Annotated in this window: 19 protein-coding genes; 13 read left to right on the top strand and 6 right to left on the bottom strand. The window is 34.5% G+C overall.

The features are described from left to right. Window positions 1-30: 30 nt before the first annotated feature. Entirely contained in the window at window positions 31-828 is a 798-nt protein-coding gene (locus AB3U99_RS19915; RefSeq protein WP_400243450.1) for a DUF6270 domain-containing protein, read from the top strand. 59 nt (window positions 829-887) lie between these two features. Here the strand turns inward: AB3U99_RS19915 and AB3U99_RS19910 are convergent, their stop codons facing one another. Then, the gene (locus AB3U99_RS19910; RefSeq protein WP_400243449.1) at window positions 888-2,066 is read right to left on the bottom strand and encodes a CDP-glycerol glycerophosphotransferase family protein; all 1,179 of its coding nucleotides are present in this window, start codon (window positions 2,064-2,066) and stop codon (window positions 888-890) included. Next, window positions 2,059-2,457: a glycerol-3-phosphate cytidylyltransferase gene (gene tagD / locus AB3U99_RS19905; protein ID WP_400243447.1), complete on the bottom strand. Its 399-nt coding sequence runs from the start codon at window positions 2,455-2,457 to the stop codon at window positions 2,059-2,061. The genes AB3U99_RS19910 and tagD overlap by 8 nt, the downstream gene beginning before the upstream one ends. 393 nt (window positions 2,458-2,850) lie before the next feature. On the opposite strand from tagD, the gene AB3U99_RS19900 reads away from it, so the two are divergent. The 6 genes from AB3U99_RS19900 (at window position 2,851) to AB3U99_RS19875 (ending at window position 10,538) form a co-directional block, all read left to right on the top strand. After that, window positions 2,851-4,212, top strand: coding sequence for a transposase (locus AB3U99_RS19900; protein ID WP_400243446.1), 1,362 nt, complete (start codon window positions 2,851-2,853; stop codon window positions 4,210-4,212). A gap of 55 nt (window positions 4,213-4,267) precedes the next feature. Further along, window positions 4,268-5,137: a UTP--glucose-1-phosphate uridylyltransferase GalU gene (galU, locus tag AB3U99_RS19895; protein ID WP_400243444.1), complete on the top strand. Its 870-nt coding sequence runs from the start codon at window positions 4,268-4,270 to the stop codon at window positions 5,135-5,137. 190 nt (window positions 5,138-5,327) lie between these two features. Then, on the top strand, window positions 5,328-7,421 hold the full coding sequence (locus AB3U99_RS19890; protein ID WP_400243442.1) for a CDP-glycerol glycerophosphotransferase family protein: 2,094 nt from the start codon (window positions 5,328-5,330) through the stop codon (window positions 7,419-7,421). 82 nt (window positions 7,422-7,503) lie between these two features. Then, window positions 7,504-8,337, top strand: coding sequence for an ABC transporter permease (locus AB3U99_RS19885; protein ID WP_400248129.1), 834 nt, complete (start codon window positions 7,504-7,506; stop codon window positions 8,335-8,337). Between the two features lie 12 nt (window positions 8,338-8,349). Continuing rightward, window positions 8,350-9,159, top strand: coding sequence for a teichoic acids export ABC transporter ATP-binding subunit TagH (gene tagH, locus AB3U99_RS19880; protein WP_400243440.1), 810 nt, complete (start codon window positions 8,350-8,352; stop codon window positions 9,157-9,159). Window positions 9,160-9,476: 317 nt separating this feature from the next. Beyond that, complete coding sequence (locus AB3U99_RS19875; protein WP_400243439.1) at window positions 9,477-10,538, top strand: glycosyltransferase family 4 protein; 1,062 nt, start codon at window positions 9,477-9,479, stop codon at window positions 10,536-10,538. A gap of 83 nt (window positions 10,539-10,621) precedes the next feature. Here AB3U99_RS19875 and AB3U99_RS19870 read toward each other — a convergent pair whose 3' ends face one another. The 4 genes from AB3U99_RS19870 to AB3U99_RS19855 form a co-directional block, all read right to left on the bottom strand. Further along, window positions 10,622-10,759 carry a hypothetical protein gene (locus tag AB3U99_RS19870; protein ID WP_400243437.1) on the bottom strand — a complete coding sequence of 46 codons (138 nt, stop codon included), beginning with the start codon at window positions 10,757-10,759 and terminating at the stop codon, window positions 10,622-10,624. A gap of 631 nt (window positions 10,760-11,390) precedes the next feature. Further along, entirely contained in the window at window positions 11,391-14,033 is a 2,643-nt protein-coding gene (locus AB3U99_RS19865; protein WP_400243436.1) for a SpoIID/LytB domain-containing protein, read from the bottom strand. A gap of 262 nt (window positions 14,034-14,295) precedes the next feature. After that, the gene (locus tag AB3U99_RS19860; RefSeq protein WP_400243435.1) at window positions 14,296-15,363 is read right to left on the bottom strand and encodes an LCP family protein; all 1,068 of its coding nucleotides are present in this window, start codon (window positions 15,361-15,363) and stop codon (window positions 14,296-14,298) included. 128 nt (window positions 15,364-15,491) lie between these two features. Further along, window positions 15,492-16,124, bottom strand: a complete 633-nt coding sequence (locus tag AB3U99_RS19855; RefSeq protein WP_400243434.1) for a YigZ family protein — start codon at window positions 16,122-16,124, stop codon at window positions 15,492-15,494. A gap of 564 nt (window positions 16,125-16,688) precedes the next feature. On the opposite strand from AB3U99_RS19855, the gene AB3U99_RS19850 reads away from it, so the two are divergent. The 6 genes from AB3U99_RS19850 (at window position 16,689) to AB3U99_RS19825 (ending at window position 22,811) form a co-directional block, all read left to right on the top strand. After that, the gene (locus AB3U99_RS19850; RefSeq protein WP_400243433.1) at window positions 16,689-17,828 is read left to right on the top strand and encodes a sensor histidine kinase; all 1,140 of its coding nucleotides are present in this window, start codon (window positions 16,689-16,691) and stop codon (window positions 17,826-17,828) included. Between the two features lie 253 nt (window positions 17,829-18,081). Then, complete coding sequence (locus AB3U99_RS19845) at window positions 18,082-18,768, top strand: response regulator (protein ID WP_400243432.1); 687 nt, start codon at window positions 18,082-18,084, stop codon at window positions 18,766-18,768. 220 nt (window positions 18,769-18,988) lie between these two features. After that, on the top strand, window positions 18,989-19,138 hold the full coding sequence (gene sda / locus AB3U99_RS19840) for a sporulation histidine kinase inhibitor Sda (RefSeq protein ID WP_400243431.1): 150 nt from the start codon (window positions 18,989-18,991) through the stop codon (window positions 19,136-19,138). A gap of 148 nt (window positions 19,139-19,286) precedes the next feature. Further along, window positions 19,287-20,126 (top strand): DegV family protein, encoded by an 840-nt coding sequence (locus tag AB3U99_RS19835; protein ID WP_400243429.1) that lies wholly within the window; start codon window positions 19,287-19,289, stop codon window positions 20,124-20,126. A gap of 542 nt (window positions 20,127-20,668) precedes the next feature. Further along, entirely contained in the window at window positions 20,669-21,964 is a 1,296-nt protein-coding gene (gene ltrA, locus AB3U99_RS19830; RefSeq protein WP_400243428.1) for a group II intron reverse transcriptase/maturase, read from the top strand. A gap of 637 nt (window positions 21,965-22,601) precedes the next feature. Beyond that, on the top strand, window positions 22,602-22,811 hold the full coding sequence (locus AB3U99_RS19825; RefSeq protein ID WP_400243426.1) for a hypothetical protein: 210 nt from the start codon (window positions 22,602-22,604) through the stop codon (window positions 22,809-22,811). The last annotated feature ends 9 nt before the right edge of the window (window positions 22,812-22,820 follow it).

Here is a 22,820-nt window from a genome sequence, read left to right as displayed (position 1 = left end):
AATAGAAAATACCTGTTAGGGAGAATAAATATGCCATATAAAATTGCGGTTATTGGGAGTTGTGTAAGTAGGGATGTATTTAATAGTAATATTATTCCTGATTATAAGGATTTATACGAAGTTGTTTCAACAGTTTGGCAAACTTCTATACCAAGTCTAGTTTCAAAAAAAGTAAAATTAACAGACGAAGACATGGAGTTATCAAAAGAACTTTCTAAACATAGATTGAACACTTTAAAAAGAGATATAAAGAAGAAGCATTTTAAGGAATTACTAGAGTCAGAGCCGGATTTTATTATTATCGATTTTTTTGCAGATATTAGATATGGGTATGTTAAACTTAACAGCTCAGAAAATTATTATTTGACTAATAATCCCAATGGATTTAGACATACCAGATTTTTCAAAGAGAAAAAATACGGTAAAACGTATAATGTCCATAAAAATAATAGGTTCTATGAATTTTTTTATAAATCATTTGACAAATTCTATCATATTCTTAAGGAGGAACTTCCTAATACAAAAATTTTGATTAACGGGTTTGTAGAAGCCTATGGATATATTGGTCCTGAAAAATATCCACTTAGTTACGACGAGGAAACACAAAGAGAGGTACTAGAAAATAACAAGGAATATCTAAGTATTTACAAACATATAGAAGGAAACTACTCTGATATAACTGTTATAGAGATGTCTAAAAAAATGTACTTTGGGGATCCTGAACATATGTTTGGTAATGCGCCATATCATATGACAAGAGAGTATTATAATGATTTATATAATAGCATCACTCAACAAGTATTAAAAATGGAACAAATTAAAAAGTAAACATAAAAAGACAGTACCTATTGTTTAATATTCTGGTACTGTCTTTTTATGCCTATACCCTATTTTTTATCAATCCATTCGATCATAAGATCTGCTAGATTGGAACTAGATTTACCGACAGAAAATGTGTTCCAATCTTGATGAAATGCTTGGATTTCATTTTCTTTAAACGTGTTACTTATTATAGTATTCACTATCTCTTCTGTTGAAAACACAACTGGTCCAGGTACCATACTTTCATACGGTTCCCACATGCCTCGTTTTTTAGTGTATTCTTCCAAATCATAAGGGAAAAATATCATAGGTTTCTGTAGAAAAGAGAATTCAAATGGAATAGAAGAGTAGTCAGTGATTAAATAATCTGTAATAAATAGTAGATCATTAACTTTTTGATAGTTTGATAAGTTTAATACAAAATCTTTATGTGTTTCTATATCTATGTTGTTTCTAATCGCTGGATGTAATTTTAAAATCAATAAGTAATCTTTACCTAGTTTCTCTTTCATTAGAGGAATATCGATAGGTAACTGATAATTATCGAGTTGGTCATCTCGAAAAGTAGGAGCATATAAGATAATTTTTTTCTCTTTAATTGAAGGATAAGTTATAGAAAAATTTTTGATAATTTTGCATTTCTTTTCTTCATCGAAAAAAATATCGGTTCTTGGGATTCCAGAATAAATAAATTGGGAAGCTGTAACCCCAAATGCCTTCATAAAGACGTACTCCATTTTTTTTGAACCTACTATAATATTGTCAAATTGGTTGTAAACAAGCTGAAAACGTTGATTTGCTCTATTGCTTCGATGCTTTATAGATGGGTCCTTTAAGCCGAATTTTTTTATTGCTCCTGCAGCATGCCATATCTGAACTTTTTTCACTTCTTTTCTGAATGTAATTGCAGAGAGAAAGCCAAAGTAATTATCCATTATAATAACTTTAGAAGTTGCAAGATGATAAATGGACATAAGGAATGAAAATAATTTCTTGGGTTTTAATAACAGGATTGTACCATTTTTGCTATTCTTACTAAAATAAGAAAAACAAGCATTGTTATCGTTAACTAATATGACATGTGCATGTGGTTTTTTTTTCATTAACTCTCTATAAATAAACTCTGCATTTTCTACAAAAGAGATGCAAAAAATAATTTTTTTTTGTACAGGAAAAAATTTAAAAATATTAAAGAAAAAGGAGAAAAACGCTAGATATAAGTTAATAGCAAATTCTCTAACCATTATTAACTCTAAATAGGTCCTTTTTAATCTTTGTCGTTGATATTCCGACTGTCCTAGGAAGATATATAACCTGGCAGTACTCATATAAAAAATCAAACTGACCTCTCCAATCGTCTCCCATAACAAAAATATCGATTTCATGGTCAATTACATCCTGTACCTTTTGTTCCCAACTGTTTTCTGGAATGACTTTATCTACATAGCGTATTGATTCTAAAATGGCTTTTCTATTTTCAAAACTGTGATAAGCTTCTTTGTTTTTTTGTTTATTAAATTCATCTGTTGAAATGGCTACGGTTAAATGATCTCCCAATTCTTTAGCACGCTTTAATAAATTGACATGGCCCCAATGAAGTAAATCAAAGGTACCATATGTGATTACTTTCTTCATTTTTTTCCTCCTAAAAGGATATCATGTATAATAATAAAAATTATATTTCATATAGCTAGCAATACTATTGTCTTAATATTATTGTCTGAATTAAATGAAATGAAATACATGGAAACATATTTCAATACAATACTGTTATTTTAAGGCTTTTATTTCTAAATAACAAGTTGATTGGGTATAATAGTTACTATAAGTTAATTATGTAGTTTTGTGTTAATTATTAATAACTCAACTTTCGCACCTTGAAAATTGACATTTGAGTAAGTCTATCAAAGCTTTAAGAACTATTAATTATGTTACTTGACGAGTGCTTTTAAACAGAAAAAGCACCTGCTTCTTTGGTATAGTGGAATTGACTAGAAACCATTACCACAAAGAAGAGGTGCCTTCTCCATGATAAAGGAAAAACACTTGAGTGAGCAACTACCAAATGAACTTTCTGCTGTATTCTCTGAATTGCAAGTGTCAAAACACCTGCGTCGCGCAGGTATTCGAAAAAGCTTTGGGTTTTCATGTGCCTATTTGTTTCAGCTTGTTTTTTGTCTGATTTTCCATCAAAAAAAATGGTTTGCCCTTGTCACATCCAAAAAGAATGATTGTTTTCCAGGCAAAGATACCGTCTATCGATTTTTAAATCACTCCAAGTTTGCTTGGAGGAAATTTCTTTTACACTTTAGTGCGGCTACCATTCAAAAAGTCAGTGTACTTACATCAAAGGACCGTCCAAAAGTGCTCATTATTGACGACTCTACGTTTGATCGTAATCGCAGTAAAAATGTTGAATTACTTGCCCGTTGTTTTGATCATGCTTCTTTGAAAATGCGATTTTATAAAGGATTTCGAATGCTTACATTAGGCTGGTCAGACGGGCATACTTTCATGCCAATTGACTTCTCTTTACTAAGCTCAAAAACATCTTCCATTAACGGAATCAATGAAGAAGTTGATAAGCGATGTTCTGGTTATAAACGCCGTACAGAAGCGTTACAGTCTGCACCTGACCAAATTCCGGCGATGATTGAACGAGCGTTATCCAAGGGAATTGAAGCGTCTTACGTATTAATGGACACATGGTTCACTCAACAACCTCTTATTAAAGCTATCGTTGAACAAGGGCTTGATGTGATTGGGATGGTGAAGAACGCCAAGCAACGCTACAACGTGAATGGACAAATGCTTTCCTTAAAACAACTCTATCGATCTGCGACGCCACTTCAAGGAAAGAAAGGGCTACTTCGTTCAATCACGACGACGATGGCAAATGGCGTACCCGTTAAAGTCGTGTTCGTTCAAAACCGTAATAAGAAGAGTGAGTGGCTTGCCATTTTAAGCACCGATTGCACACTATCTGAACAAGAAATTGTCCGTATTTACGGCATACGTTGGGATATTGAAGTGTTTTTTAAAACGACGAAGTCACTTCTTCGTTTACAAAAAGAGTTTCAAGGACGCTCGTATGACTTACTCATCAGCCATACAACGATCGTCTTTACTAGATACATTGTTCTCTCGTGGCAAAATCGTTGCCACACAGATGAACGTACATTAGGTGGTTTATTTTACGACCTGTGTGACGAAGTGAATGAACTTGATTGGGCTGTCGCATTACAGCAATTAATCGAGCTTCTTCAAGATGTCTTGAAGAAGACGAACAAACAAACACAACAATTACTCAAAAATCAACTATCACATTGGATTGCAGGTTTACCGAGCTACATCAGCGCTTACCTGCCTAATTTGGTCTGCGAAAGTTGAGTTAATAATAAAAAATGAAATAAAATTATTAGAGAGAACTATTGGGAGGATTCATATGGTTAAAGTAAAAAAGGCGATAATACCAGCTGCTGGTCTTGGAACAAGATTTCTTCCAGCTACTAAAGCAATGCCGAAAGAAATGCTTCCTATAGTGGATAAACCAACAATTCAATATATAGTCGAAGAAGCTATTGCATCTGGAATTGAAGATATAATTATTGTTACTGGAAAAGGAAAGAGAGCTATTGAAGATCATTTTGATAACGCTTTGGAATTAGAGGAAAATTTGATTTCAAAAGAAAAATTTGATTTGTTAGAAAAAGTGAAAGAATCTTCAAATGTAGAAATCCATTATATTAGGCAAAAGGAACCGAAAGGATTAGGACATGCTGTCTGGTGTGCTCGGAATTTTATCGGAAATGAGCCATTTGCTGTCTTACTAGGAGATGATATTGTAGACAGTGAAGAACCATGCCTTGGTCAATTAATAAAGGAATACAATAAAATCCTTTCGTCTGTTATTGGAGTTCAAACCGTACTTGATTCGGAAACACACCGATATGGAATCATTGATCCAATAAAAGGAGACGGAAGGAGACATCAAGTAAAAAGATTTGTTGAGAAACCAAAACAAGGAACGGCACCGTCTAAGTTAGCGATTATTGGTCGATACATTTTCACACCAGAAATTTTTCGATTTCTGGAAGAACAACGGATTGGTGCTGGTGGAGAAATACAGCTGACAGATGCAATCGAAAAATTAAATCAAATTCAGAGAGTTTTTGCATATGAGTTTGAAGGAACTCGGTATGATGTCGGAGAGCAACTTGGTTTTATACAGACCACTATTGAATTGGCTTTAAAAAGAAAAGATATTAAAGATGATTTAAAAGTATACTTAAAAGAATTAGTTGAAAGATTATAATAGTAGAGTAGTACAAGTAAAGGGTTGCCAAAATAATTGGTAACCCTGTTTTATCCTATTTATATTCCTTTTTTTTGGTTTGAAATCCCACCCTCTAACCGATATAATGTTTGTTAGATTAAAAAAGTCCATTTTATTGAAATAATAATTCGTTAATCACTTTTCATAGAATATAAGGGGAGAAAACATAATGAGTGAATTGGAAGTTAGTAATCATAAAGTAAAGGAGATAGAGATAAAGGAGAATAAGTTATATATCCAGTTTTATTTCGATGAGACTTTGCTTTCAGTTGAGCAGTGGTCACTTCTTTTCTATTCAAAGGATACAGATCAGTGTATTCACTTTTCGCTTGCACAAATCTCCTCTTTAGATGGACTTGGCTTGTTTGAAACAGTGGTTGATATAGAGGCATACAGCTGGGAGTTCTCTCAAAAGGTGAAATGGGAAATATACGTTCAGTCAGCTGATAATCCCAAAAAAAGGTTGCTTAGTAGTGAAAGGGTAACAGGATTACTATACTACTATTATGGAAAAGACAACCTTGTATTCTTCCCGTATACAACAAAAAGGGGAGAGCTTGCGTTTAAAGCATCTGAACCTTTTTTATTTGCAGCGATTGATAAGGCTATCATAAGAAAAGATGGATCTGTTTTTTTTACTGGTTATTATGACTATCCTGAATGGCATAAAAATGAGCCTTCCGAAATAAATGGAGCACTCATAATGGAAAACGATATAGATAATCAGCTTACTCCTTTTTCATTAGAAGAAAAGGCAATGGATAATTCTAAAAATCGTTTTTCTTCGTATAGAAGGTTTGAAACAAATATTGATTTAACAAAGGAAATTTCTAGTATAAAAAATATTCATTATTCATTTCATATTGAAATTAGTTATCGTGATGAAGAAGAGAAACGTATAGATTTAAAAAGTAATAAATTAGCTTATTTACCACCAAATGGGGAAAAATATAAGCAGAAAAAAATATGCACAATCTCACAATCAAAAAAAAGAGTCAAAGTAAGACCAAAATCAGTAAACAAATATTTATCCATTTCTGTTTCGCCTTATTATTATAAACAACAATTGTACGAGAGTACTAGCAAGCTATTGAAAAAGTGGAAAAATGCGAACAAGCTTTTATTCCTATATAAAGTATTATTTAAGGTAGTAGGATATTTTCCTGCTAAGAAGTACACGATTGTTTTTGAAAGTTACTTAGGAAAGCAATATAGCTGTAATCCGAGAGCAATCTATGAGTACATTCAAAATAACCATTCAGAGTTTAAAACATATTGGAGTGTAAATCCTAGATACTTAAAAAATTTCGAGGGGAAACATCTAAATGTTGTACCTAGATTTTCAATAAAATGGCTGTTTATCATGGCAAGGGCAGATTTTTGGGTGAGCAATAGCAGATTGCCACTTTGGATTCCTAAACCAAAGCATACAACGTATTTGCAAACATGGCATGGGACACCACTTAAGAAATTAGCAGCAGATATGGATGAAGTGCATATGCCTGAGACAAATACTAAAATGTATAAAAATAACTTTTTATATGAAGCGAAAAATTGGGATTATTTAATTTCTCCTAATGCGTATTCCTCGGAGATTTTTAAAAGTGCATTTCAATTTAATAAAAAAATGATTGAATCGGGATATCCAAGAAATGATATTTTGCATAAAAATCACTCGAAGGAAGAAATAGATAAGATGAAGGAGAAGTTTTCCATTCCTTTGGATAAAAAAGTGTTACTATATGCACCGACATGGAGAGATGATCAATTTTATAAAAAAGGAAAATACAAATTTGATTTGGAATTAGATTTACATAAATTAAGAAAAGAATTGGAAGATGAGTTTGTTGTCATTTTAAGAATGCATTATTTAGTGGCAGAAAACTTTGATCTTTCCCCATATAAAGGGTTTGCATATGATTTTTCTAATTATGAAGATATTAGGGAGTTGTATTTAATCTCTGAAATACTTATTACGGATTATTCTTCCGTTTTCTTTGATTATGGAAATTTAAAACGTCCGATGATTTTTTTCGTTTATGATATTGAATCTTATCGTGATAAATTGCGCGGCTTTTACTTTGATTTTGAGAAAACAGCACCTGGGCCTTTAGTCAAAACAACAGAAGAGGTAATCGCATCTGTACATGAATTAAAGGATAGCGTGTCTAGTCAAAAATTTAATGATTTTTATAATAAGTTTTGTTATTTAGAGGACGGCCATGCATCAAGCAGAGTTGTAAATGAAGTATTTTTAAAGTAAATTATAGAAGAAATAATGAATAATTAGAGATTCTGTCTTGTCTTATTTGAGACAGATAAATTATAGAAGGGCAAACAATATGATGAATTCAATGCTTAAAGTAATAAAAGAACAAATAGATAACTTTCATTTAATAAAAAGGCTGTCCATGTATGAGTTGAAAAGTTCGAATAGAAATAATTATTTAGGGATTCTTTGGGAGTTTATCAACCCAGCTATTCAAATTGCAATCTATTGGTTTGTTTTTGGCTTTGTACAGGATAGGGATACAGTTCCAGGACAACATGGAGATATTCCATTTTTTGTTTGGATGCTTTCTGGAATATTAATTTGGTTTTTTGTTTATCCAGCCATTACGCAAGGATCTAAATCCATATATTCTAGACTCCGAATGGTCTCAAGAATGAACTTTCCTTTGAGCGCAATCCCATCTTATGTAATATTATCCTTATTATATCCCCAATTATTATTAATGGGAATTATAATGATTATATTTCAATTTATTGGATATCCTATTTCGATCTATTACTTGCAAATACCTTATTTTTTATTTGCGGCTATTATATTTTTATTTGCGTTATCACTAATTACAACAACAATCTCTACTATTGTGCGAGATTTTCAGATGTTATTGCAATCGTTAATGCGTGTGCTTTTGTATATAACACCAATCTTATGGCCTGCGGGAAGATTCAGTGATTCTGGTACGTTTGGTAAGTTTTTTGATTATGTCATGCTATTAAACCCTTTCTATTATTTAGTTGAAGGCTATCGTTATGCCCTGTTAGGAGAGGGCTGGTTTATAACTGCCCATCCTACCATCACAATTTATTTTTGGGGATTGGTCCTCCTCCTATTATGTGTAGGATCATATATGCATGTGAAATTCAGAAGACATTTTATTGACTTTTTATAATGGAGGCTTCGTATGGAAAAGTCTGTGATAGTTAGAAATTTAACGAAGAGATATAAATTATATAAAAATAATTCGGAGAAACTAAAAGATATATTTCTGCCAAATAATTATGGAGAACCTTTTTTCGCCCTGAAAAATGTTAGTTTTGAAGCGGAAAAAGGGGATGTCATTGGATTTGTTGGTGTGAATGGATCTGGTAAATCAACCCTTTCCAATATTATTGCGGGGATTGTTCCACAAACGTCTGGAGAAGTGAAAATAGATGGACAAGCATCGCTTATTGCAGTATCTGCTGGGGTAAATGGGGAATTAACTGGGAGAGAGAATATTGAACTAAAGTGTTTAATGCTCGGATTTACTAAACAACAAATAAAAGAACTAGAACCGGAAATTATCGAGTTTTCAGAGCTGGGGAAATTTATAGATCAACCAGTGAAATCTTATTCCAGTGGTATGAAGTCTCGTCTTGGTTTTGCTATTTCTGTTAATACCGATCCCGATGTATTGATTATTGATGAGGCATTGTCAGTAGGAGATAAAGCATTTGCTGAAAAATGCTTGGAAAAAATGAATGAATTTAAAAAACGAGGAAAAACGATGTTCTTTGTCAGCCACTCGATTGGACAGATGAAACAATTTTGCGAAAAAGGCATCTGGCTAGAACATGGAGAAGTGAAGATGACCGGAAGTATTGAAGAAGTAATGCCGGCATATGAGAAATTTTTAGCAGCATATAAAAAAATGACTCCAAGAGAGAAAAAGGAATTTCAAGAGGCGGGGTTAAAAAGAAGAAGTGATCCTGCGTTTGTCGGTAAGGTCTAACGCGAGAAGCACATGTCTATTTTTTTACTTTGAAAGAACCGTTCTATAATTAGAGCGGTTTTATTTCTAATGGAGTAGGGAAGTAAGAAAAACTTTATTTGCTTTATGATGAAACTTTCCAAATTAGTACACGTCATATATAATAATAATCAAGTTATTTATAGAAAAGATTAAAAATTTGTAATACAAATGTAAAATAAGGATGTAATTTGTTAAGCCAAGCCAGTTGTGATTGTGTTATAATAAATTTCGATTATATGCAAGAATAGACAGATGCCTAAAAATGTACGTTATTAAAGGCATTAGGGAGGATCTCCATGATTTATATAATGCTCGTGGTATGTTTTATTGCTTCTATCTTACTGACTCCATTAGTGAAGAAGCTTGCATTTAAAGTTGGAGCAATGGATAAACCAGAAAAACGAAAAGTACATCATAAAATCATGCCGCGTATGGGCGGTTTAGCTATATATATCAGTTTTGTTATCGGTGCATTAGCGATCAATCCAGGTCAAGACTATCATTATCCGATACTGATTGGTAGTGTTATTATAATTGCAACGGGAATGTTAGATGATATTTATAATCTCAATGCAAAGATTAAGTTTGTTGCTCAAACAATTGCTGCGGTCATTGTAGTGGTTTGGGGTGGCGTACAAGTTGAATTTATCAACTTGCCATTTGGTGGACAATTAGAGTTTGGATTTTTGGATATACCAATAACAATTCTTTGGATTGTGGGCATCACGAATGCCATTAATTTAATTGATGGATTGGATGGTCTTGCCTCAGGGGTTTCCTGTATTGCTTTATTTACGATTACTGGTATGGCAATGATTATGGGGAATGGATATGTAATTGCGATTTCTTCCATTGTGTTAGCAAGTACCCTTGGATTTTTATTGTTTAACTTTTATCCGGCAAAGATTTTCCTTGGGGATACAGGAGCATTATTCCTCGGCTATATCATTGCAGTTATGTCATTATTAGGATTTAAAAATGTAACGTTAATCTCTTTTGTTATTCCAGTTATTATTTTAGGAGTTCCTATTTCTGATACATTCTTTGCCATTATTCGTCGCTTAGTGAATAAACAGCCATTAATGGCACCAGATAAGTCTCACTTACACCATTGTTTGTTAAATATAGGTTTTACCCACAGACAAACGGTTATTATTATCTATGCAATGGCCTCATTTTTTGGACTTGTTGCTGTGATTTTTTCCATGGCAAAAGTATGGGGAGCCATTCTCCTTATCGTAACAGTCTTGTTCATCATAGAATTAATTGTTGAAAAAATTGGATTGGTTGGGAAAAATTATAAGCCGATATTAAAGTTTATTAATGATATAAGATATTCGACTGATAAAAATCGATAAAAAAAAGCCCTCTTTATGAAGGGCTTTTTAGTATGTGAAATAATAGGATGGAAAAAGCTACTTTAAAATGAAATTAGATCCTATTACAAAAGCCTATGCTTCTCATCTAACTCTTCTTCATAAAAATCATCTTCAAATTCATTCCAAATGCTAGGTTCATGATCAGTAAAAAATGGTTTTTCGATAGCAGCATTTAAGAATGTTAGCATCTTTTTTAACATTTATAACACCTCATTATATCGTATTTCTTTTTTTATGTTTAGTATTGTCAAAGTAAATGAAATTTATTAAGAAATCCTTCATTTTAAATATATTTATTGTAATTTACCCCAATTCCTTTTTTTGGAAAGGTGTATGTGTTATAGAAAAAGAATCGTTAAAAAGAGGGTGGGACATAAGTATTCCAGCCATAGAAAAACCCGAACAACCATACGAGAGTATAGTTGTTCGGGTTTTTTATTAGTTTTATAAAAGGTTATTTCAGTAAAGTTGGTGTTATTGCCCGCAGCCTGAATGAACTTCGCTTTCCATGGTGCGAGCGTCGAGTCGCTTCAGGGTCTTGGACTTTCTCGCAGCGCCCATAGGAGTCGAGCGGTCGTCTCTCCGAACAAACTTATTAGTCTCTTTCAATGAACTTAATCATACTTAAATTTGATTACATATACTTTTTCAGTGCCATCCCGGCGAATGGAGTGTCTGTAGCGCAATGGAACGAATTAGTTTTTACACTTGACTATATATAAATAATCAGTATGAAAAAGTAGCCTTTAAATTAAGAGTTAAATTAGAAATTGTTCGTCTTTTCAGATTGGCTATTTAGTTTTGGCCCAGCCTCATACATCTGTATTTAGTTTATTTCACATTCTTCACATATTTTGCTGAGACATAGCCTGTTACTTTCCCATACTTGATTTTATACCATGAACCGCTTTTTGCATAAATCTTAACTTTCTTCTTATTAGGAACGGATCCGACTATTTTTGATGAAGTGGTTGGCTTCTGTCTAATATTAAGCTTTGTTGCTTTTACGGTTCCTGCTTTCACTTTATATAAAGGGAAATTTTTAGAAGATGTTTTCTTTAATTTACTCGTATTTACAGTTTCAACATATGCTTTATAGCTGCCATCGCTTGTTTTTCCAACACTCCAAGTGTAGGAATGAGTCCCTGCCTTTATTGACTTGTTGGAAGCAAGTGTTTTCACGACTTTATTTTTGCTGTTCATTATCTTTACAGTAGCTTTTGTTGATTGATTGACATGAAAACTCACCTTTATTTTGTTGCTAGTGGTATCATAGCTAGTTTTCACATCTTTAATGGTTGGAGCGGAAACTTTTTTTAAGGTGAATTTTTGTTTAACTGTTTTCTTTAAATTATTTGTATTTACACTTTCGACAGATATAGTGTAGCTTCCATCACTTGAGTTACCTACACTCCAAGTATAGGAATGAGTTCCTGCCTTTAGAGATTGATTGGAAGCAAGTGTCTTCACCACTTTATTTTTGCTGTCGATGATTTTTACCGTTGTTTTTGCTGATTGATTGACATGAAAGCTCGCTTTTATTTTGTTGCCAGCAGCATCATAGCTAGTTTTCACATCTTTAATAGTTGGTGCAGATACTTTTTTGATTGTGAATCTATGTTTAACTGTTTTTTCTTTGCCGATACTATTAATAGCATTAATATTTAGCGTATATGTTCCGTCGTTAACATTTCCTACATCCCAATTAAAAGAGGAAGAGCCTGCAGATAAAGATTTGCTGCTTGCTAATGTCTTCACGACTTTATTTTTACTATCTGAAATTGTCACTGACGCTTTTGTCGGTTGATTAACAGAGAAGGATGCTTGAACAGTATTTGTATTTGTATCAAAAGTTGTTTTAATGGAACTTATCGATGGTGCATCTAGTTTGGCAATTTTTACAGTTGCTGTGCTTGTTGCTTTATTGCTATTACTGTCTGTTGCGATGATTTCAGCAATATAATTACCGTCAGCCCAAGTTGATGCATTGGCAGTGTAAGTGTAGCTGCCAGCGTTCAACAATCCATTATTTAAAAGCGTTGTTTTGATTATACCTGTATTATCTTTTATTCTGACGATAGTACTAGCTGCTTTTGTAAGGGTAAATGACAAGTTAACCGCATTGTTTGAATTCGCAAAAGAAGCTTTCGTATCTTTTATTTCTGGAGCTGTAATTGCTACATTATATTCCGTTACTAGTTGCGTACCAGGGTAATAAAACGCCAAAATGGTTGTGTACTTTTGTCCTGCATTAGCACGGTTATTAGCCCCATATTGACTTAGACCAACTCCATGTCCATAGCCTCTTCCTGCAATACTATGTGTAGTAGTACTCGAAGCGCTTTTTGTCACAAGATAGCTTTTTACATAATTCAGACCAATCATGCCTCTAACTTTTGATGCAGCAACATTTGTTTGGTTTATTTCTTGTAATAATAGTTTGCCATTTGTGTCTTTGCTATCTTTCACATAAAACTGAATAGAGATTGAGCCCGTGCTGACTCTTTGTGTTGTAGAAGGATTATTAAAAGCTAAAACAGGGATAGAGACAATTTTAATATCTTTGTCTTTATATCCATTATCCTTTAACCATGTTTTTAGATTAGTAACAATGGCGCTATCCTTTTCCGAAACATTGTTCCACCATGTATCTGGATTTTCCAGATTTTTATCTTCCATATCTATTTGCGTTTTTTGGACATCGAAGCTCCAAGTGTAGCTTGTATCATAGGAATCTGTTGCATTTTTTAGATAGGCAAAGTCATTGCCCCACACATTTTTAGCGGATTCCATTAAACCTCCATTACTTGCTGAGTAAACGGCGTCGATTAATGTATTGTTATATTTTAGAACTTGTCCAGTTGTAGTTTCGACTGCCTTATCAGAGTTAGGATGGGAACCACTTAGTCCGCCATAAACTTGATGGCTGATTGTATCTGTAATCGTCTTACCGCCATAATTCCATGAATAGGTACGTGCAGCAATCGCTTGTGCCTTTAAGGCTTCGATATTCCAAGATGCTGGCATTTCACTAGGTACGACCCCTTTAAGGTACTCTTCCATACCAATCGTATTTATCGGGCGGATATAGCTTGAACCATTTATCGTTTCTATAATAAATTCAAAGGATCCTTTGTATTTTCTATCATTAATCATTAAATAATCATCAGGATTGGATGGTGTTAAAGTAAAAGAACCTGATTCCAAAATAGTTGTACTTCCTTTATATAATTTAAGTTTAGATTGTTCTAACTTAAGGGTATAGGTAGTTGTATTATTTAAGGTGATTTTTCCATCTTCGGTTTTATATGTTCCAGATGGTGTGATAGAAATTTGCGTTTTATTCCCTAGATAATTTTTTAGCATAACATGTACTAGTGGTTCGCTGGCACTTGCATATGCACGCTGTTCATAAACTGGTAGGATTGAAATAACTAATAATAATGACAACAAAAATGATAGTGTTTTTTTCATTCTCGTTTCTCCTTTATTTAATTGTCCTATTTAAAAGGTAATTATTTGGAACATTTTTTATAGGAAGGGGATAGAAAGACTATTATTCTTTTATTAGTATGATTCTATCATACTTTTATACTATTAATTCGGGGTTAATACTGGTATTTTGAAAAGACTTTTGTCTGTCTAGAATGAAACAATTAGAGAAGAAACTAATAAAAATTTTTGAAAAAAAAAAGACATGCACGAATGGAAAAAGGTGCATGTCTGGTATATATGATTAGTTTAAAGTGGAAGAATCTGTTGTTGTATCTGTTTCTGTTGGTGTTTCAGTTGAACTGTCAGAGTCAGAAAAAAGATTGCTGCTTACACCTAAATGCTGCTGAAGAATGGATTTTGTTTCAGCTAAGGCTGTTTCATCTAATTGATAAATATATTTTCCATCAACTCGGCCGTCATAACCAGCTAATGTAAGTGTCTCAATTTGTAAACCATTGTCTGCTGTTGCATAGGCAATTAAGGATTGCATATCGCTGAATGACAGATCGGTTGTCATATTGCTTCCTACAGCTTCCATTACTTTTGAATATTTTGTAATTCCTTCAACTGATATAGCTTTTTGCATGATTGCTTGCATGATTAACTGTTGTCTTTTCCCACGCTCAATGTCGTTATCAATTTTTCTTGTTCTTGCAAGGGCAAGTGCTTCTTCTCCGTCCAATTCTTGATATCCTTCTTCAAGATGGATGGCACCTGCTTTATCTTTCGAATTTTGTTCTGTAAAAGTAACCGGAACATCGACATCAATACCACCTAAAGCATCAACCACATCCATAAAGGCATCAAAATTCATTTTTACATAATAATCAATCGGAATCTCAAGTAAATTTTCTACAGTATCTAAAGTAGAAGTAACACCGCCAAAATAATGAGCATGGGTAATTTTATCGTTATAGCCGCGTTCAGGAATATATACATAAGAATCACGTGGAATGCTTAGTAATTTAACGGATTTTTCTTTCTCGTTTAAAGTAGCAACCATTAAGGCATCGGAACGAGAACGAGTTGTTCCAGATTTACTTGATCTTTTTTCACTGTCATCTACTCCAATAAATAGAATAGAAACATCATCAATATTTGGATCTACTCTTGCTTCTCTTTTTGAATCACGATCAATTGGCTCGTAAGAATCATCTGCAACTGACTTTGCTTTTGAATAGAGGGTTGCTCCATAACCGATGCCTGCTAAAATAATGACAAGCAAGGGAACGAAAATAAAAAGTTTTATCTTCTTTCGTTTCTTATTCCTAGTTTCTTTTATATAAGTTTCTCTTGTATTTTTTGCCATATGTTTCTCCTTTGTAAAAAAAAAATAACGTAAAAAAGCATAGTACTTATATTACCGTTAAATATCGATTTCGTAAATTAACTCTTTATTTCTATTAGAGGTATATTTTTGTAATTGTAGTAAAAAATTCAAATAAATGACTCTGCATACAGAGATTCTTTTTCTGTAATAATACCTTGTCCATTCGTTAAGTCTGTTATCCAAGCTTTATAGGTCTCGACGTCATCGGAATCTACAAAGACTTCGATTTCGACATTCTCTAAATAGTGAATGTCTTTGATTTGATAGTTTGAGGAACGCAATTCATTTTCCATTTTTCCAAGTAAAGGATACTCGATGGATACGCTGAGTATTTGCTTTAACTTTCTTTCGATGATACCGATGCTTGCTAATCCTTCAGAGGTCGATTTTCCGTAAGCGCGAATTAGTCCTCCAGCACCAAGTTTAATACCTCCAAAATACCTTGTTACAACAACGGTAGTATCCTTTAGGCCTTTTTTCTTGAGCACTTCAAGGATTGGTACCCCTGCTGTTCCACTTGGTTCTCCGTCATCATTTGCCTTTTGAATTTGATCATGCTCTCCAATTAAGTAAGCAGAACAATTATGTGTTGCGTCTTTATGTTTTTTCTTCATTTCTCCTATGAAAGCCTGTGCAGCTTCTTCTGTTTCTGTTCGAGCAATATGTGCTATGAAACGTGATTTTTGAATAATTAGCTCGTATTCTCCGTAGCTAGGCACAGTAAGATAGGAAGGAAGCATAATATAGAGCTCCTTTCATTGTGTCTTTAATGATCGTTCATTGTTTTGTCTGCCATAGTTTTTTGTTCGTTATTAAGTGCGTATCGATTACTCTATTTTTGAAAAATAAGAAGAAATTCGATAATTAGTCTTATTTCATTATAATTCGACATTGTCTATTCTTCAATTATTGTTCTCTTTGTAATCAAATCTTAATATAGCGATTTTGCAAGCGTGATATAATAAGTAAAACTCCATGCTCGAAAAGACCCGCTACATATGGTATGGGCTATTCTTCATGGAGAGGCTTACGAGTCTTTTGTTTACAGGTTCTTTCTTATATGTATTTTCTTTTACTTTGATTTTTGTTTAGAATAGGATAAAATTATATAAGCGAATTTATACATACTTTTTCACAGCAATCCTTGATATTAATAGGTCTTGGGACATGGTTTTGAATAGGGGGAATATGTGTCTAAATAACGATTTTCATTTATTTTAGGATGAATTATACATATTATTAACTTTCAAGCTAAAATAAGAATGGATGTTGAAAGGGTTTTAGCTTTTTTGGAGGAATTATATATGTTAATAAGGAAATTTGACACAAAACCGTTAGATTATATTGTGGAGCAAATGATTCAGACCGTTGGTTCTAGCAAAGACGAAATTTTTCGTATTGGAGAACAATGTCGACAAGATTATGAAACCCTTACCGAAGAATTAAAAGAAATAAAAGTACTCGTGTTAGATACGATAGAAAAAGGAGACAAGCTAGAAATACAGTCTCGATTTGCTCGTAAACGTTTATCAGAAGTGAGTAAGCATTTTAATGAATACTCAGAGGCGGAAGTACGGGAAGCTTATGAAAGAGCACATACGCTGCAAATTGATTTAAGCATGAATCGTCACCTAGAAAAGCAATATCGAGAGCGAAGAGATGATCTGGAGCGCCGGTTGTTAGGACTCGACGAGACAATTGAGCGTGCAGAGCATCTGGTGACGCAAATTTCTGTCGTAATGAATTACTTAGTTAGTGATTTAAAACAGGTTGGCGAAGTAATAGAAGACGCCAAGCAAAAGCAGGATTTTGGACTGAAAATTATCGGTGCTCAGGAAGAAGAGAAAAAGAGACTTTCTCGGGAGATTCACGATGGTCCTGCACAAATGATGGCAAATGTAATGATGCGTTCTGATTTAGTGGAAAGAATATATAAAGAACGTGGTGCGACAGATGCTTTTGAAGAAATCAGAAATTTAAAAGCCATGGTACGAAGTGCCTTATATGAGGTAAGGCGAATTATTTATGATCTTCGTCCAATGGCTTTAGATGATCTAGGTCTTATTCCAACGTTGAAAAAATATCTGAAAACAATAGAGGAGTATCATGAATCGACAAAAATTGAGTTTGCCACAATGGGGAAAGAAATAAGACTTCCTAGTAAATACGAGGTTGCACTTTTTCGGTTAGTTCAAGAATCCATACAAAATGCTTTAAAGCACGCAGAAGCATCTAATATTACGGTAAAAGTAGAATTACGAAGAAATCAAATTATCGTCTTAGTTAAGGATAATGGAAAAGGATTCGATAAGAATCAGAAGAAGGAAGAATCCTTTGGCTTAATTGGGATGAGAGAAAGAGTCCAACTCCTTGATGGGGAATTAACCATTGATTCAAAACTCGGGGTTGGAACGATTATTATGATTAACGTTCCTATTAGATGATAAGAAAGACTGTTTTCGTGAAGTTTGTTGTTTTAACACAAATGAGGTTTAACATTCAAAAGTTGATTGGAGTGGAGGACACTTGACTCCTACGGGAAGTGAGGGAAGTGGAAAACCCCACAGGCTCAGCCGAGGAGCGTCATCCCTCCCCGTAGAAAGCAAGTGGCTGGAGCGGAAATCAACGGACTTCATCTATAAGCAAAAAATAACATTGTTTCGAAAAGAGCCTAAAGAAAAAAGGGAGGCGGAGCAGTTGACTACAAAGATAGTTATTATTGACGATCACCAATTGTTTAGAGAAGGGGTAAAAAGAATTCTCGATTTCGAATCGAGTTTCGAGATTGTAGCTGAAGGGGATGATGGTACACAAGCCATTCAGCTAATTGAAGAATACCAACCAGACGTAACCATTATGGATATAAACATGCCTACTATTAATGGAGTAGAGGCAACAAGACAATTGTTAGAGAAATTTCCTGAAACAAAGGTAATTATTCTATCTATTCATGATGATGAAAACTACGTAACCCATGCATTAAAAACAGGAGCAAGCGGTTATCTGTTAAAAGAAATGGATGCAGATGCACTAATTGAAGCTGTTAAAGTAGTAGCAGATGGCGGTTCCTATTTACATCCGAAAGTAACCCACAATCTAGTAAATGAATATCGTCGTTTAGCATTAGAAAATGCCAATTCTGATGAACATCATGTACCAGTGGTGGAAATTAGAAGACCGTTACATTTATTAACAAGACGTGAATGTGAAGTCTTACAGCTTCTTGCAGATGGAAAAAGTAACAGAGGAATCGGAGAGGCGCTATTTATTAGTGAAAAAACAGTTAAAAACCATGTAAGTAATATTTTACAAAAAATGAATGTAAATGACCGTACACAAGCAGTTGTTTTTGCTATTAAAAACGGTTGGGTAGAAGTTCATTAATAAGAAAGGAGTTACCTGAATCACTAGATGGTTTGAGGAGCTCCTTTTTATTTTTATATGGAGACCAAATGGAGAAAATTTCCTTATTGTTCCATGTTTATCCAGTAATTTGTTAGGGATTTGTCATAAAAATCTGTTGGAACTAGGTGTTTTTACCTATATTTTGTAGTGATTCTTGATAAAATATGTATAAATACCTTAGTTGATAGGAGAATTCCTAATGAATGGAATAAACAAAATTTCGGATCCAATCCTATTAAAAGCATATACAGACGCTGTAAAATTAGAGCTAGCGGAAGAGTTCATCATGATCCTCCTTGCTGAACTAAAAAGAAGAAATATTCCAGTTCCTCCTTCCTCTCAAAAATGAAATCTATTGTTATATTTACCCTGCCTTTTAAAATTCGATATTAATTCCTCTTTTTGTGCATTATAATAGAGTTAATTAATAATGCAAATAAACTCTTTTTTAGTTAAAATGATAGACAAACGAATAGATAAGGAAGGTAATTAATTGGATGAAAACAGCTATTGTTACAGATAGTACGGCTTATATTCCTCAAGAAATGAGGGAAAAGTATGATATACATATGATTCCGTTGACGGTCATTCTCGGTACAGAAGTGTATGAGGAAGAAAGAGATTTAACAGCTGCCGATTTTTATGAAGAAATTAAAACGAAGGAGCTGCCAACTACCTCTCAACCACCAATTGGAAAGTTTGTGGAGCTATTTGAACAGCTAGCCGAAACTTATGATGAAGTAATCAGCATACACTTATCAAGTGGCATAAGCGGTACTTACCAAGGCGCAATTTCTGCTGGAGACATGGTGGAAGGAATTGAAGTATTTGGTTTTGATACAGAAGTGAGTTGTATGGTTCAAGGCTTTTATGCAATTGAAGCAGCAAAGTTGGTCCAGCAAGGGAAATCAGCAGCAGAAATAATCCCAATTCTAGATGAATTGAAAGAAACAAGCCATGCTTACTTTATGGTAGACGATTTGTCTAATCTTCAACGAGGCGGACGCCTATCAAGCGCCCAAGCAATAATAGGTAGCCTCCTTCAAGTAAAACCGTTGCTTCATTTCGAAGATAAACTAATCGTCCCATTTGAAAAAATCCGCACAAAAAAAAGAGCAATGAAGCGCATTGTAGAGCTTTTGCGAGAAGCGACAAATGGCGACAGTTACTACGCAGTCATTATCCATGCTAATCGGCAAGAAGAAGCAAAAGAATGGAAAGCGGAGTTAGAGCAAGAATTCCCAAATATTGAATTCTCTTTAAGCTACTTTGGTGCTGTAATTGGAACACACTTAGGTGAAGGATCTATGGGGCTTGGCTGGATGAAGAAAAGATAATAGAGTTGTGTGTGATCCCGGTTCTTGGTGAGAATCGGGGTTTTTGTGTGCCGGGCATGTTCACTAGCTTGGTGGTGAAAGTCCACTATGGGCGTTGGGATATGCGAACCATTAGTCGAAGGCAAGGGTGTCCGTGGTGACGCGGAATCTGAAGGAAGCCCTAGACAAATCCTCGGTCTGAGGTACACGAATCACATTTGAGGTTTCCATTTCAGGATGAGTTTGCAAAACAAAACAAAGTCCAAAATATCCACAGATGAAATGGGAATAAATGTGGCAGATATATGAGGAGAAAGCGAGTGAACTTACCCCGGGAGATCTCTTGAAAACCCTACTAGGAACCTATCTAGCGATAGATAGCTGAATCAAGAGAAGTCAGCAGAAGTCATAGTATCAAATTTTCGAATTTGAGAAGGACGGAACGAAAGGAGAGACCGTGTTAGAGTTATTTATAAGGAAACAAGGAAACAGCCAACATAATGACTATATGGGAAAGAAGGCTCGGAAAGCTGGTGAGTTCCATATAGAGTGTAGTTATCCTTATGCAATCTCCAAAACACGGAAACAATATGAAATCAAATTCAGATATAAGTTTAATGGAAAAAATAGTAGAACTAGATAATCTAAATAAAGCTTTCAAGAAGGTCAAAAGTAACAAAGGAGCAGCAGGAGTCGATGCGAAAGATGTAGAAGCTACTCACCTTCACTTGAAAGAAGAAGGTCAAAAGATTATCGGACTTATGAAGGAAGGAAAATATAAACCGCAAGCAGTAAGAAGGGTTGATATTCCCAAACCAAATGGAGGGAAACGGAAGCTAGGAATCCCTACAGTGACAGACAGAGTAATCCAACAAGCCCTTGTACAGAAGCTTACCCCTATTTTTGAAAGACAGTTTAGTCCTTATAGTTACGGATTTAGACCAAATAAAAGTGCTCATCAAGCGATAGAACAAGCAAGGCAATTTATCGAAGATGGATACAACTTCGTAGTAGACATAGACCTAGAGAAATTTTTCGACCGAGTTAACCATGATAAACTCATGTCTCTAATAGCTAAGACCATAACAGACAAACCTACCTTGAAATTAATCAGAAGATATCTTCAAGCAGGAGTTATGGAGAACGGACTAGTTAAACCGAATACAGAAGGGACACCTCAAGGAGGCCCGCTAAGTCCGTTACTAAGCAATATCATGCTTAATGAACTAGATAAAGAACTGGAAAAGCGAGGACACAAATTCGTGAGATACGCAGATGACTGCAACATCTTTGTCAAAAGTATGAAATCAGGAGAACGAGTAAAAGAAGGTATTACTCAATTCATCGAAAGAAAATTAAAACTGAAGGTGAATGAGGAGAAAAGCGCTGTGGGAAAGCCGATAGCACGGATATTTTTAGGGGTAAGTTTTTACCAGAATAGAAGCAAGACTAGAGTATTCGTGCCAAAAGAGAGAAAGAAAAGGTTTGAAGAAAAACTAAAGAAACTAACGAACCGAAACTGGGGAGTAAGTATGGAATTACGTATCGCGAAAATAAACCAACTAATACAAGGCTGGGGAAACTACTTTAAAATTGCGGACATCAAGAAATATGCCCGTGAAACAGACAGTCATATTAGGAGAAGATTAAGAGCTTGTAGATGGAAAGAGTGGAAAAAGGTCAAAACGAAATACAAAAACCTGAGAAAGCTTGGAATATCCATCGATGAAGCAAGAAGAAACGCCAACTCCCGAAAGGGATATTGGCGCCTATCATACAATCCTATCTTACATCTTGCCCTAAATAATCAATATTGGCAAGAGCGAGGTTTAAAATCCTTAATGAAGGTGATTTCATAAACTTTCGAACCGCCGTATACCGAACGGTACGTACGGTGGTGTGAGAGGTCGGCACGGTAACGTGCCTCCTACTCGATTGGTGTTGGTGGATCGGGGTGTGGAGAGGAGTCGCAAGGAAGGGAGGGGGAGTCGCAAGGAAGGGAGGGGGAGTCGCAAGTAAAGGAGGGGAAGTTGCAAGTAAGGGAGGGAAAGTCGCAAGTAAAAGTGGGGAAGTTGCAAGTAAGCTGAAGCGTTGCAAGTAAAAGAGGGAGAGTCGCAAGTAGAAGTGAGAAGTTGCAAGTAAGGTGAAGCGTTGCAAGTAAAGGTGAGAAAGTCGCAAGTAAGGGGAAAGGAGTCGCAAGTAAGAGTGGAGAAGCTGCAAGTAAGGTGAAGAGTTGCAAGTAAAAGAGAGGAAGTCGCAAGTAAGGGGGAAGGAGCCGCAAGTAAAAGTGGAGAAGCTGCAAGTAAAGGTGAGAAAGTCGCAAGTAAATGAAAGTTGCAACTAAAAGAAAGTTGCAACTAAAACCACTTTCATTCTAATCATAGATGAACACAAAATAAATAATGCTTAAATAGACGCAATAATTTTCCAAAATAAGCAGGTATTTTAACTAAGTTCTAGAATAATGTTGTTATAAAAATGAAAGGAAGTGATTAATTGATTGTAAAACCAATTGAATATCCATATCGAGTGCTTCAATTAGAGTCTTTACTCTCTAGGATTAAAGTAAATCATCCTAATATTTCTTTGATTAATCAAGATTATCAATGGAAATTGGCGGGATACAGAGGAGAGAAAGCTGTAGACTTCCCACTTAGCTTTTTACCAGATGAGGAATACTTTATACTTCATGATTTACGGCTTTGAGATGGAAAG

The sequence above is a fragment of the Niallia tiangongensis genome (assembly GCF_044704065.1).
Taxonomy (GTDB): domain Bacteria; phylum Bacillota; class Bacilli; order Bacillales; family Cytobacillaceae; genus Niallia; species Niallia tiangongensis.
Note: the sequence above shows the minus strand (reverse complement) of the source record. Positions and strands in the feature narration are given on the sequence as shown.